Consider the following 13,573-nt stretch of genomic DNA (forward strand, 5'->3'; position numbering starts at 1 on the left):
ATAAATTCTCCAGACAAAAAAGGGGCTAAAGCCCCTTTTTGAAATTATTGCCGGGTGGCGCGAGGCGATCCCGGCTTACAATCGGTAATTAAGCGATGGTACGCTGAATTTCGATAATCTCGAACACTTCGATCATATCGCCAACGCGAACGTCGTTGTAGTTCTTCACGCCGATACCACATTCCATGCCGTTACGGACTTCGTTAACGTCATCTTTGAAGCGGCGCAGGGATTCCAGCTCGCCTTCGTAGATAACCACGTTGTCACGCAGTACGCGGATTGGGTTGTGACGCTTGATGTTACCTTCGGTAACCATACAGCCTGCGATCGCACCGAATTTCGGTGATTTGAACACGTCACGTACTTCAGCCAGACCGATGATCTGCTGTTTCAGCTCAGGAGACAGCATGCCGCTCATCGCTGCTTTCACTTCGTCGATCAGGTTATAGATGACGGAGTAGTAACGCAGATCCAGGCTTTCGGATTCAATCACTTTACGCGCAGATGCATCCGCACGAACGTTGAAGCCAACCAGGATAGCGTTAGAGGCAGCAGCCAGGGTCGCGTCGGTTTCGGTGATACCACCTACGCCAGAACCGATGATCTTCACTTTCACTTCGTCGGTAGACAGTTTCAGCAAGGAGTCGGAGATCGCTTCCACAGAACCCTGAACGTCGGCTTTCAGCACGATGTTCACTTCGTGAACTTCGCCATCGGTCATGTTGGCAAACATGTTCTCGAGTTTAGATTTCTGCTGACGAGCCAGTTTAACTTCACGGAATTTGCCCTGACGATACAGTGCAACTTCACGCGCTTTCTTCTCGTCACGCACAACGGTCACTTCGTCACCGGCAGCCGGAACACCGGACAGACCCAGGATTTCCACAGGAATGGACGGACCCGCTTCCAGCACTTCCTGACCCAGTTCGTTACGCATCGCACGAACGCGGCCGTATTCGAAGCCACACAGAACGATGTCGCCTTTATGCAGCGTACCTTCGCGAACCAGAACGGTAGCAACCGGGCCACGTCCTTTATCCAGGAAGGATTCAATAACCGCACCGCTCGCCATACCGTTACGGATGGCTTTCAGCTCCAGAACTTCGGCCTGCAGCAGGATCGCGTCCAGCAGTTCGTCGATACCGGTACCCGCTTTCGCAGACACGTGTACGAACTGGCTTTCGCCGCCCCACTCTTCCGGCAGAATACCGTACTGGGAAAGTTCGTTTTTAACACGATCGGGATCCGCTTCTGGCTTATCGATCTTGTTAACTGCAACCACAACCGGCACACCTGCTGCTTTCGCGTGCTGGATAGCTTCGATGGTCTGCGGCATGACGCCGTCGTCTGCAGCAACAACCAGAACAACGATATCCGTCGCCTGAGCACCACGAGCACGCATTGAGGTAAACGCGGCGTGGCCTGGGGTATCCAGGAAGGTGATCATACCGTTGTCAGTTTCTACGTGGTATGCACCGATGTGCTGGGTAATACCACCCGCTTCGCCAGAGGCAACCTTGGTAGAACGAATGTAGTCAAGCAGAGAGGTTTTACCGTGGTCAACGTGACCCATGATGGTCACTACCGGTGCGCGCGGTTCTGCTGCTGCACCTGTGTCACGGTCGCTCATTACTGCTTCTTCCAGCTCGTTTTCACGACGCAGGATAACTTTGTGGCCCATCTCTTCAGCAACCAGCTGTGCAGTTTCCTGATCGATCACCTGGTTGATGGTCGCCATAGCGCCCAGCTTCATCATCGCTTTGATGACCTGAGAGCCTTTAACCGCCATCTTGTTCGCCAGTTCGCCAACGGTGATGGTTTCGCCGATCACGACGTCACGGTTAACGGCCTGAGCTGGCTTCTGGAAGCCCTGCTGCAGAGCAGAACCTTTACGCTTGCCGCCTTTACCGCCGCGAACTGCAGCGCGTGCTTCTTCACGGTCAGCTTTGGATTCAGCGTGCTTGTTGCCTTTTTTCGCCGGACGCGCAGCTTTTGCATTACGGCCGCGGCCACGACCGCCTTCAACTTCACGGTCGTTATCATCTTCAGCCTGACGCGCATGCTGAGAAGTGGTCACGTGATAGTCGCTGGTGTCTTCAGTCGGCTCAACGGTATTCACACCATTCTTCTCGTTTTCTTCTGCCATACGGCGCGCTTCTTCGGCGACGCGGCGAGCTTCTTCTTCCAGCTTACGGCGGGCTTCTTCTTCCGCTTTACGCTTCAGCTCGGCAGCTTCATTTTCACGGCGGGCTTTTTCAGCCTGGGCGGTTTTGGTCATTTCGTCTGTCTGTTGATTGCTCACTTTGTCTTTTTCCGCAGCGTCACGCTTCACTTTATCACTTGCGTCGCGTTTCGCTTTTTCTGCGGCCTCACGTTCAGCTTTTAATTCTGCTTCACGTTTGGCGGCTGCTTCCGCCTCACGCTGAGCTTGTTCTTCCGCTTCACGCTGTGCCTGCTCTTCCGCAGCAAGGCGTTCTGCCTCTTGCGGATCACGTTTTACAAAGGTGCGCGTCTTGCGGACTTCAATTTGTACCGATTTGCTTTTGCCACCGGTACCAGGGATGTTTAACGTGCTACGCGTTTTGCGCTGCAGCGTCAACTTGTCAGGCGTAGAACCGTGTTCACGGTTCAGGTGCGTTAACAAGGTTTGTTTTTCTTGCGCGGTCACCGAGTCATCAGCGGACTTCGGGATCCCTGCATCAGCAAATTGCTGTACCAGGCGGTCCACGGAGGTCTGAATCTCAGCAGCCAGCGATTTTACAGTTACATCAGTCATGCTGTTCCTTCCTGCTACAGTTTATTACGCTTCGTCGCCGAACCAGCAAATATTACGTGCGGCCATGATGAGCTCGCCGGCTTTCTCGTCGGTTAAACCTTCGATATCAGCCAGGTCATCAACGCCTTGCTCAGCGAGATCTTCCAGCGTACAAACACCACGGGCAGCCAGCTTGAACGCAATCGCACGATCAAGACCTTCCAGATTCAGCAGGTCATCAGCCGGCTTCTTATCGCCAAGGCTTTCTTCCTGAGCCAGTGCCAGGGTGGTCAGTGCGTTTTTAGCGCGTTCACGCAGGGCTTCAACGGTTGGTTCATCCAGACCGTCAATTTCCAGCAGCTCTTTCATTGGCACATAGGCCAGTTCTTCCAGCGTAGAGAAACCTTCTTCAACCAGAACAGTGGCGAAGTCTTCGTCAATATCCAGGTATTTAGTGAAGGTATCGATCGCCGCATGGGCTTCAGCCTGATGCTTAGCCTGCAGGTCATCAACGGTCATTACGTTGAGTTCCCAGCCGCTCAGCTGTGACGCCAGGCGTACGTTCTGACCGTTACGGCCGATTGCCTGCGCCAGGTTGCCCGCTTCAACAGCGATATCCATGGTGTGTTTATCTTCGTCAACAACGATAGACGCCACATCAGCTGGAGCCATTGCGTTGATCACGAACTGCGCCGGGTTGTCATCCCACAGAACGATATCAATACGTTCGCCGCCCAGTTCAGTAGAAACTGCTTGGACACGCGCACCGCGCATACCGACGCAAGCACCGACCGGGTCGATACGCTTGTCGTTGGTTTTCACCGCAATTTTCGCACGGGAGCCCGGATCGCGAGCCGCCGCTTTAATCTCGATCACTTCTTCACCGATTTCCGGCACTTCGATACGGAACAGTTCTACCAGCATTTCTGGTTTAGAACGGGTCACGAACAGCTGTGCGCCACGCGCTTCAGGGCGAACGGCGTACAGAACGCCGCGAATACGGTCGCCTGGGCGGAAGTTTTCACGCGGCAGCATATCTTCACGCAGGATCACGGCTTCAGCGTTACCCGGCAACCCTTCGGATTTGATCTCCAGGGAGATGTTGTCGCGGTTCACTTTCTTCACCACGCCGGTGATGATTTCGCCTTCCTGATCGCGGAACTGATCGACAACCAGCGCGCGCTCGGCTTCGCGCACTTTCTGCACGATAACCTGTTTAGCGGTCTGGGTGGTGATGCGGTCGAAGGTCACAGATTCAATCTGATCTTCAACGTAGTCACCCACGTTCAGACTTTCGTCTTCAAAACGGGCGGCTTCCAGCGTGATCTCTTTGGTCGGCTGGGTCACTTCTTCAACGATTACCCAACGACGGAATGTATCGAAGTCACCGCTTTTACGATCGATTTCTACGCGAACATCGATCTCTTGTTCGTATTTTTTCTTGGTTGCTGTAGCCAGTGCACTTTCCAGCGCTTCAAAAATCTTCTCACGCGGCAGTGATTTCTCGTTGGAGACGGCTTCAACAACAGCCAAAATTTCTTTGTTCATCGCGGGCTTTTCACCTCAATCCAGACTGTTAAAAGTGGGGAACCAGGTTCGCCTTCTGGATATTACTCAGCGCGAACACTTCATCTTTGCCTTCGACTGTCACCGTGATCATTTCACCATCAACGGCTTTGATAATTCCCTGCCATTTACGGCGGTTCTGTACGGCCATACGCAGAACGAGAGCCACTTCTTCACCGGTAAAGCGCACATAGTGCTCGGCCGTGAACATCGGGCGATCGAGGCCAGGTGAGGAAACTTCCAGGTTGTACGCAACGGTAATTGGGTCTTCAACATCAAGAACCGCACTCACCTGGTGGCTGACATCAGCACAATCATCAACATTGATGCCATCTTCACTATCAATATAGATGCGCAGCGTCGATGTACGGCCGCGAACGAATTCGATGCCGACCAGTTCGTAGCCCAGTGCTTCGACCGGTGCAGTAATCATCTCTGTTAATTTTTGCTCTAATGTGGACAAGCCCACCCCCAAGACATAAAAAAAGGGCGTAAAGCCCAGTTATTCTGTAGTCAGATAACAAAAAACCCCGATAAATCGGGGCTTTAGATAACTGAACCCTATAGCCACAACTGTGGCCTGGAGCACTTTCCGAAAGAATTTTTTCAAATCCAGCTACGAAGGCTCTAAGTCTTCACAGTATATTTGAAAAAGAACTTTATGGGAAAGTGGTTGCGGGGGCCGGATTTGAACCGACGACCTTCGGGTTATGAGCCCGACGAGCTACCAGGCTGCTCCACCCCGCGCCTGAAACGTGGCAAATTCTACGCGTTTTGGACAGAATTTGCAAATAATGCTGGGATTTGGTACCGAAGACGGGACGTAAAATCGGCGTTTAGTATATTGATAGTTGACCCCACCTGTCAAGGCGACTTCCGCCAGATCGATCAGACCAAAATTTTTACAAAAAACGCACGACTCTCTTCCGGTCTTCGCCAAAAGATGATTAAATGAATACTCACTTATTTTGCATAAAAATGCACAAGAGAGCGAAAGCGGTCTCTAATCAGTCAATCAAGCAGGGTTTTATTCTATGACGACGATTCTCAAGCATCTTCCGGTTGGACAACGTATTGGCATCGCTTTCTCAGGTGGCCTGGATACCAGCGCTGCACTGCTGTGGATGCGCCAGAAGGGAGCGGTTCCGTATGCCTATACTGCGAACCTGGGTCAGCCGGATGAGGACGACTATGATGCCATTCCTCGTCGCGCTAAAGAGTATGGTGCAGAGAACGCGCGCCTGATTGACTGCCGTAAGCAACTGGTCGCGGAAGGTATCGCGGCTATTCAGTGTGGTGCGTTCCATAACACCACCGGCGGCCTGACCTATTTCAACACCACCCCGCTGGGCCGTGCGGTTACCGGCACCATGCTGGTTGCCGCCATGAAAGAAGACGGCGTCAATATCTGGGGTGACGGCAGCACCTATAAAGGAAACGATATCGAACGTTTCTATCGCTATGGCCTGCTGACCAACGCCGAACTGCAGATTTACAAGCCGTGGCTGGATACCGACTTCATCGACGAGCTGGGTGGCCGTCATGAGATGTCCGAGTTTATGATCGCCTGCGGTTTTGACTATAAGATGTCAGTCGAGAAAGCTTACTCCACCGACTCCAACATGCTGGGTGCGACGCACGAAGCGAAAGACCTGGAATTCCTGAACTCCAGCGTGAAGATCGTTAATCCGATCATGGGCGTGAAGTTCTGGGACGAGAACGTGAAGATCCCGGCAGAAGAAGTGACCGTGCGTTTCGAACGCGGTCATCCGGTTGCGCTGAACGGTAAAACCTTCTCTGACGATGTGGAGCTGATGCTGGAAGCAAACCGGATCGGCGGTCGTCACGGTCTGGGCATGAGCGATCAGATTGAAAACCGTATCATCGAAGCGAAAAGCCGTGGCATCTATGAAGCCCCGGGAATGGCGTTGCTGCACATCGCTTACGAGCGTCTGCTGACCGGCATTCACAACGAAGACACCATTGAACAGTATCACTCTCATGGCCGTCAGCTGGGCAAACTGCTGTATCAGGGCCGCTGGTTCGATCCACAGGCGCTGATGCTGCGTGATGCGCTGCAGCGTTGGGTGGCGAGTGCAATCACCGGTGAAGTGACCCTGGAACTGCGTCGCGGTAACGACTACTCCATCCTGAACACCGTGTCTGACAACCTGACCTATAAAGCAGAGCGTCTGACCATGGAGAAAGGTGAATCCGTGTTCTCACCGGACGATCGTATTGGCCAGCTGACCATGCGTAATCTGGATATCACCGATACCCGCGAGAAGCTGTTCAACTATGTTGAGAATGGCCTGCTCTCCGCCAGTTCCGGTAACGGCCTGCCGCAGGTTGAGAATCTGGAACACAGCGATAAAAAGTAATCGCTGATGTAGCATGCAAAAGGCGTCCTGGGACGCCTTTTTTATTTGGATTTCGTAGGCCCGGTAAGCGCAGCGCCACCGGGCAAAACGGCGGGTGGCGCTGCGCTTACCCGCCCTGCAAAATCACCACATAATATACAGACGAAAAAAAAGACGTCTTTCGACGTCTTTCTTCTGGAATATTGGTACCGAGGATGGGACTCGAACCCACAAGCCCGTTAGGGCACTACCACCTCAAGGTAGCGTGTCTACCAATTCCACCACCTCGGTACAGAATACTTAGTGCGGGATATCGCTGGTTGGCTTAGCCGGTGCAGCTGGCTGAGTTTGCTCAGTTTTCGCTGGCGCGCTCAGATTTTCCCACTCGCTTCCTTTGTTGGTCTTGTTGCTGTTGATATTGCCAAGCACCAGACTGATGATGAAGAACAGCGTAGCCAGAATCGCCGTAGTGCGGGTCATGAAGTTCGCAGAACCACTTGAACCAAACAGCGTACCGGAAGCGCCTGCTCCGAAGGAGGCTCCCATATCAGCGCCTTTACCTTGCTGCAGCATAATCAGCGCTACGAGAGCGATGGCTACAATAAGGAAAATAACTAAAAGAGCTTCGTACATAATCAACCTGTTCCTTGCGGATTTGCCGCATACCAATGCTTCGACCAATTAGCAGGATTTTTGTTTCCCACTGAAGCGGGTGTGAATACTAACCAAAGCGAATGGCCTTCGCAAGGGCATTTTTGACGCATTGTATCAACTGCGGAAAAAAACAGCAAAAAGCCATTAATTGCTTAAAACAAAGGCGGCAAACGCCGCCTTTTTAAACATTTAGCGTGCAAGATTATGCAGCTTTCACGGCATCCGCAATACGGTGTGCAAACTCGGTTACCTGCGCTTCGTCTTCACCTTCCACCATCACGCGGATCAGCGGTTCGGTACCTGACTTACGCAGCAGCACGCGTCCACGATTGCCCAGGGCCGCTTCAACGTCAGCCATCACCGCTTTGACGTTCTCATTTTCCAGCGGGTCGCCTTTGCCGGCAGTGAAACGTACGTTGACCAGAATCTGTGGGAACATTTTCATGCCGCTGCACAGATCGTGCAGGCTCATATGGTTGCGCGCCATTGCGGCGACCACCTGCAGCGCGGCCACAATACCGTCACCGGTGGTGGTTTTATCGAGCAGGATCACGTGACCTGAGTTCTCAGCGCCAATGCGCCAGCCCTTCTCCTGCAATTTTTCCAGCACATAGCGGTCACCCACTTTCGCGCGAACGAACGGAATACCGAGCTGCTTCAGCGCCAGTTCAAGGCCCATGTTACTCATTAGCGTACCTACCGCACCGCCGCGCAGCTGGCCTTGACGCAGACCTTCACGGGCAATGATGTAGAGGATCTGATCGCCGTCGACCTTGTTACCTTCGTGGTCAACCATGATCACGCGGTCACCGTCGCCGTCCAGCGCAATACCCAGATCGGCTTTCTCCGCCAGAACACGCGCCTGCAGGGCACGAACGTCAGTTGCACCCACCTGCTCGTTAATGTTCAGACCATCCGGCTCGCAGCCAATGGTGATTACTTTCGCACCCAGTTCGCGGAAAACATTCGGGGCGATGTGGTAGGTCGCGCCATTAGCACAGTCCACCACAATTTTTAGATGAGCCAGGCTCAGCTCATTCGGGAAGGTGCCTTTACAGAATTCGATATAGCGACCCGCCGCATCAACGATACGGTTCGCTTTCCCCAGCTCTGCGGAATCAACACAGGTGATCTCTTTTTCCATTTCGGCTTCAATGGCTTCTTCCACGTCATCCGGGAGCTTGGTGCCGTCAATGGAGAAAAATTTAATGCCGTTGTCGTAGAACGGGTTGTGAGAAGCTGAGATGACAATCCCCGCTTCCGCACGGAAGGTGCGTGTCAGATACGCAACTGCAGGCGTTGGCATTGGACCCGTAAAGGAGGCAGAAAGCCCCGCCGCCGCCAGACCCGCTTCAAGCGCAGACTCCAGCATATAGCCCGAAATACGGGTGTCTTTTCCGATGATAATTTTACGTGAACCATGACGCGCCAGTACCTTGCCCGCAGCCCAGCCGAGCTTCAGGACAAAATCAGGGGTGATGGGAGCATCGCCTACACGCCCACGGATGCCGTCGGTACCAAAATATTTACGATTACTCATAGCGTTTGTTTTCCTTCGCTGCCAGTGTGGCTTCCACCACACGCATGGCTTCTACTGTTTCTTTGACGTCATGGACACGAATAATGTGCGCACCCTGCATCGCCGCAATCACCGCGCAGGCCAGGCTGCCGCTCAGGCGTTCGCTCGGCCCCACGTTCAGCAACTGCCCAATCATCGACTTTCTCGACATTCCCACCAGTAACGGCAGGCCAAAATGATGGAATTCCGATAAGCGCGCAAGCAACGCATAATTGTGGGAGAGATTTTTACCGAAACCGAACCCCGGGTCGAGCAGCAATTTCTCTTTTGGGATACCTGCACGTTCACAGCGTGCAATATGCTCAATAAAGAAGCGATTCACGTCGGCAAAGACATCGTCATACTTCGGTGCTTCCTGCATAGTTTTCGGTTGGCCCTGCATGTGCATCAGGCATACCGGTAACCCCGTCTCTGTCGCGGCTTCAAGTGCGCCAGGCTCAGTGAGTGAGCGAATATCATTAATAATGTGAGCGCCCACTCTCGCCACTTCACGAATCACTTCAGGTTTAGAAGTATCAACGGAGATCCACACTTCAAACCGCTGTGCAATCGCTTCAACCACCGGCACCACGCGCGCCAGCTCTTCTTCCACAGACACGTCCGCCGCACCAGGACGCGTCGATTCGCCGCCAACGTCAATGATGGTGGCACCCGCATTAATCATTAAATTCGCGTGCTTAACCGCCTCGATAAGCGTGTTATGCGTGCCGCCGTCAGAGAAGGAGTCAGGGGTAACATTCAGGATCCCCATCACATGGGGATGTGAAAGATCGAGATGCGAGTCCTGAGCGAATAATTTCATGGCGAAATCCCTGATATCTATATCGTTAAACAGAAATGAAAAACCCCGGAGCAAGCTCCAGGGTTTGAGGTACAGACAAACGCGTCAACAGCAGTGACTTACTTATCGCCCAACTGTTCTGACATGGTGTTGCCCGGGTTTGGCGTACGCGGTTCATCAACCGGACGCGGCGCACGCGGGGTGCCATTGTTGTCAGAATTATTGGAAGCGCCTGGGTCTTCCCAGCCTGCTGGCGGACGGACTTCACGGCGCGCCATCAGGTCGTCAATCTGCGGTGCATCGATGGTCTCATATTTCATGAGCGCATCTTTCATCGAATGCAGGATGTCCATATTGTCGTTCAGGATCTGGCGTGCACGTGCATAGTTACGCTCTACCAGAGATTTTACTTCCTGGTCGATGATACGAGCCGTCTCATCGGACATATGTTTCGCTTTCGCCACAGAACGGCCCAGGAAGACTTCACCCTCTTCCTCTGCATACAGCAGCGGACCGAGTTTGTCGGAGAAGCCCCACTGCGTCACCATGTTACGCGCCAGGTTTGTCGCGACTTTGATGTCGTTGGACGCACCGGTAGAAACATGTTCCACACCGTAGATAATCTCTTCTGCCAGGCGACCACCGTACAGGGTAGAAATCTGACTTTCCAGCTTCTGACGGCTGGCGCTGATCGCGTCGCCTTCAGGCAGGAAGAAGGTCACACCCAGCGCACGACCGCGCGGAATAATCGTCACTTTATGCACCGGATCGTGTTCCGGTACGAGGCGACCGATAATCGCGTGACCCGCTTCGTGGTATGCCGTGGACTCTTTCTGCGCTTCCGTCATCACCATGGAGCGACGTTCCGCACCCATCATGATTTTGTCTTTCGCTTTCTCGAACTCAACCATGGACACCACGCGCTTGTTACCGCGAGCGGCAAACAGTGCAGCTTCGTTGACCAGGTTAGCCAGGTCCGCACCGGAGAAGCCCGGGGTACCGCGCGCAATGATTGCCGCATCGATATCTGGCGCCAGCGGTACGCGACGCATGTGAACTTTCAGAATCTGTTCACGACCGCGAACGTCCGGCAGACCCACTACAACCTGACGGTCGAAACGGCCTGGACGCAGCAGCGCAGGGTCAAGTACGTCCGGACGGTTAGTCGCCGCGATAACGATGATACCTTCGTTACCTTCGAAGCCGTCCATCTCAACCAGCATCTGGTTCAGCGTCTGTTCACGCTCATCGTGACCACCGCCCAGACCTGCGCCACGCTGGCGGCCTACGGCGTCGATTTCATCGATGAAGATAATGCACGGTGCTGCCTTCTTGGCCTGCTCGAACATGTCACGCACACGAGATGCACCAACACCCACGAACATTTCAACGAAGTCAGAACCTGAAATAGTAAAGAACGGCACCTTCGCTTCACCCGCAATGGCTTTCGCCAGCAGGGTTTTACCGGTACCCGGAGGGCCAACCATCAGCACGCCTTTCGGGATCTTACCGCCCAGCTTCTGGAAACGGCTCGGTTCACGCAGGTATTCAACCAGTTCACCGACCTCTTCTTTCGCTTCGTCACACCCGGCGACGTCAGCGAACGTGGTCTTGATCTGGTCTTCCGTCAGCATACGCGCCTTGCTCTTACCGAACGACATGGCACCTTTGCCACCGCCGCCCTGCATCTGGCGCATAAAGAAGATCCAGACGCCGATAAGAAGCAGCATCGGGAACCAGGAAATGAAGATAGAAGCCAGCAGGCTTGGTTCTTCTGGCGGCTCGCCAACTACCTTGACGTTTTTGGTCAGAAGGTTATCAAGCAGCTTAGGATCGTTCACCGGGATGTAAGTCGTGTAACGGTTACTATCTTTCTTGGTAACGTTGATCTCACGTCCGTTGATACGCGCTTCGCGAACCTGGTCCTGATTGACCTCCTGCAGGAAGGTAGAATAATCCACCTTGCGGCCATTCGACTCGCTGGGCCCAAAGCTCTGGAATACTGACATCAGCACAACGGCAATGACCAGCCAGAGTATTAGGTTTTTCGCCATGTCACTCAAGGGATTAACCTCATATTACAACTGTGTTAAAAACAGCGTCAGGATACTCTATATCCAGTTTCATTCAAACTTTCGCCTGAAATCTACCGGTTATCATTTTCGCCCGGTCGCTACAATATACACTTCTCGGGAGCGGGCCCGGGAAGAGTCCGGCTTACGAACTTTAACCTTCGCAAACAGGGAGCGAATTTCCTTAAGATACTCCTCGAAACCTTCGCCCTGAAACACCTTCACAACAAAACTACCACCAGGCGCTAGTACATCACGACACATTTCTAACGCTAGCTCCACCAGATACATGGCGCGGGGGATATCCACCGCCGGTGTTCCGCACATATTTGGTGCCATATCTGACATGACAACCTGGACCTTACTGTCACCTACACGATCAAGTAACGCTTTCAGCACTAATTCATCACGAAAGTCGCCCTGAAGGAAGTCGACACCAACGATGGGATCCATTGGTAAAAGATCGCACGCAATGATTCGGCCCGTTCCGCCGATCTGCGTTACCGCATACTGGGACCATCCGCCAGGTGCCGCACCGAGGTCAACAACCGTCATCCCCGGCTTAAAAAGTTTGTCACTTTGCTGTATTTCATCAAGTTTAAACCAGGCACGGGAACGCAACCCCTTTTTCTGTGCCTGTTGAACATATTTATCGCTAAAGTGTTCCTGAAGCCAGCGGCTGGAGCTGGCAGAACGCTTTTTACCTGTCATTTAACATTTCCGTCCTGGTTCATCGTTACCTGCCTGTGACGTAAATTTCTACGCAGCTATTTGGCGATATAAGGGAGATGGCGGTAGAATGAACCGTTTTCAATCCCAACGTAAGCAAAAATATACGATGAATCTGAGTACTAAACAAAAACAGCACCTTAAAGGTCTGGCACATCCGCTCAAGCCTGTAGTGATGCTTGGCAACAATGGTTTGACCGAAGGGGTGCTTGCCGAGATTGAACAAGCGCTGGAACACCACGAGCTGATCAAGGTGAAAATCGCCTCTGAAGACAGAGACACTAAAAACCTGATCGTGGAAGCCATCGTGCGCGAAACCGGCGCCTGTAATGTACAGGTCATCGGTAAAACGCTGGTGCTCTACCGCCCATCTAAAGAGCGTAAAATCTCGCTGCCACGCTAAGGATATCCTGAATCAAACACATTTTCTGTGTGAAACGAGGGATTTCTATCAGCAGGCGAGCAAAATGCCATGCTCCTTGAGTTGATAAAAGGCCGCTATGCGGCCTTTTTCTTTTCTTTACAATGTATCAACATCTTAGTAGAGAAGCGAATTACAGATATTCAACCTTAATAATTTCGTATTCTACTTCACCGCCAGGGGTGCGGATGGTGACAACATCATCCTGCTCTTTGCCAATCAGGCCGCGAGCAATCGGAGAGTTCACTGAAATCAGGTTCTGTTTGAAGTCTGCTTCATCATCACCCACGATGCGATAGGTCTGCTCTTCGTCGTTGTCCAGGTTCAGCACGGTAACGGTAGAACCAAAGATCACACGCCCGTTGTTAGGCATTTTGGTGATATCGATAACCTGCGCATTGGACAGTTTTGCTTCGATATCTTTAATACGCCCTTCACAGAAGCCCTGCTGCTCACGCGCAGCGTGGTATTCAGCATTCTCTTTCAGGTCGCCATGCTCGCGCGCATCCGCGATAGCGGCGATGATTTCAGGACGACGCACGGATTTCAGAAAATCCAGCTCTTCGCGCAGTTTTTCGGCACCACGTAAGGTCATCGGAATAGCTTGCATTTGTTATACCTCTTAAACATTCCTGTTGGGAGCAGTGTTCCCTGCT

At 52.8% G+C, this 13,573-nt stretch carries 11 protein-coding genes and 2 tRNA genes; 2 read left to right on the forward strand and 11 right to left on the reverse strand.

Going from position 1 to position 13,573, the window contains the following annotated elements:
- Nucleotides 1-88: 88 nt before the first annotated feature.
- The 4 genes from infB to V1587_RS00120 form a co-directional block, all read right to left on the reverse strand.
- The gene (gene infB, locus V1587_RS00105; protein WP_371899176.1) at nucleotides 89-2,776 is read right to left on the reverse strand and encodes a translation initiation factor IF-2; all 2,688 of its coding nucleotides are present in this window, start codon (nucleotides 2,774-2,776) and stop codon (nucleotides 89-91) included.
- Between the two features lie 24 nt (nucleotides 2,777-2,800).
- The gene (gene nusA, locus V1587_RS00110; RefSeq protein ID WP_003861798.1) at nucleotides 2,801-4,303 is read right to left on the reverse strand and encodes a transcription termination factor NusA; all 1,503 of its coding nucleotides are present in this window, start codon (nucleotides 4,301-4,303) and stop codon (nucleotides 2,801-2,803) included.
- 28 nt (nucleotides 4,304-4,331) lie between these two features.
- Entirely contained in the window at nucleotides 4,332-4,784 is a 453-nt protein-coding gene (gene rimP, locus V1587_RS00115; RefSeq protein WP_014833432.1) for a ribosome maturation factor RimP, read from the reverse strand.
- A 207-nt stretch (nucleotides 4,785-4,991) separates the two neighbouring features.
- Nucleotides 4,992-5,068 (reverse strand) — tRNA-Met (locus V1587_RS00120).
- Nucleotides 5,069-5,355: 287 nt separating this feature from the next.
- Here V1587_RS00120 and argG point away from each other — a divergent pair.
- Nucleotides 5,356-6,702, forward strand: a complete 1,347-nt coding sequence (argG, locus tag V1587_RS00125; protein WP_014833433.1) for an argininosuccinate synthase — start codon at nucleotides 5,356-5,358, stop codon at nucleotides 6,700-6,702.
- Between the two features lie 183 nt (nucleotides 6,703-6,885).
- On the opposite strand, the gene V1587_RS00130 is transcribed toward argG, so the two are convergent.
- From V1587_RS00130 to rlmE, 6 genes are all read right to left on the reverse strand, one after another.
- Nucleotides 6,886-6,972, reverse strand: a tRNA-Leu gene (locus V1587_RS00130).
- Between the two features lie 9 nt (nucleotides 6,973-6,981).
- Entirely contained in the window at nucleotides 6,982-7,314 is a 333-nt protein-coding gene (gene secG / locus V1587_RS00135; protein WP_371899177.1) for a preprotein translocase subunit SecG, read from the reverse strand.
- 223 nt (nucleotides 7,315-7,537) lie between these two features.
- On the reverse strand, nucleotides 7,538-8,875 hold the full coding sequence (gene glmM / locus V1587_RS00140; protein ID WP_023309339.1) for a phosphoglucosamine mutase: 1,338 nt from the start codon (nucleotides 8,873-8,875) through the stop codon (nucleotides 7,538-7,540).
- Nucleotides 8,868-9,716: a dihydropteroate synthase gene (gene folP / locus V1587_RS00145; RefSeq protein WP_371899178.1), complete on the reverse strand. Its 849-nt coding sequence runs from the start codon at nucleotides 9,714-9,716 to the stop codon at nucleotides 8,868-8,870. Before folP ends, glmM begins: the two co-directional genes overlap by 8 nt.
- Nucleotides 9,717-9,814: 98 nt before the next feature.
- Entirely contained in the window at nucleotides 9,815-11,749 is a 1,935-nt protein-coding gene (gene ftsH, locus V1587_RS00150; protein WP_010436002.1) for an ATP-dependent zinc metalloprotease FtsH, read from the reverse strand.
- 102 nt (nucleotides 11,750-11,851) lie between these two features.
- Nucleotides 11,852-12,478, reverse strand: a complete 627-nt coding sequence (gene rlmE, locus V1587_RS00155) for a 23S rRNA (uridine(2552)-2'-O)-methyltransferase RlmE (protein ID WP_003861812.1) — start codon at nucleotides 12,476-12,478, stop codon at nucleotides 11,852-11,854.
- A gap of 127 nt (nucleotides 12,479-12,605) precedes the next feature.
- Between rlmE and yhbY the strand changes: the two genes are divergently transcribed.
- Entirely contained in the window at nucleotides 12,606-12,899 is a 294-nt protein-coding gene (gene yhbY, locus V1587_RS00160) for a ribosome assembly RNA-binding protein YhbY (RefSeq protein WP_003861814.1), read from the forward strand.
- Nucleotides 12,900-13,050: 151 nt separating this feature from the next.
- Here yhbY and greA read toward each other — a convergent pair whose 3' ends face one another.
- Nucleotides 13,051-13,527 (reverse strand): transcription elongation factor GreA, encoded by a 477-nt coding sequence (gene greA, locus V1587_RS00165; RefSeq protein ID WP_014171793.1) that lies wholly within the window; start codon nucleotides 13,525-13,527, stop codon nucleotides 13,051-13,053.
- Between the last annotated feature and the right edge of the window lie 46 nt (nucleotides 13,528-13,573).

Origin of the sequence: Enterobacter sp. ECC-249 (assembly GCF_043965265.1) — a bacterium.
Taxonomy (GTDB): Bacteria; Pseudomonadota; Gammaproteobacteria; order Enterobacterales; family Enterobacteriaceae; genus Enterobacter; species Enterobacter quasiroggenkampii.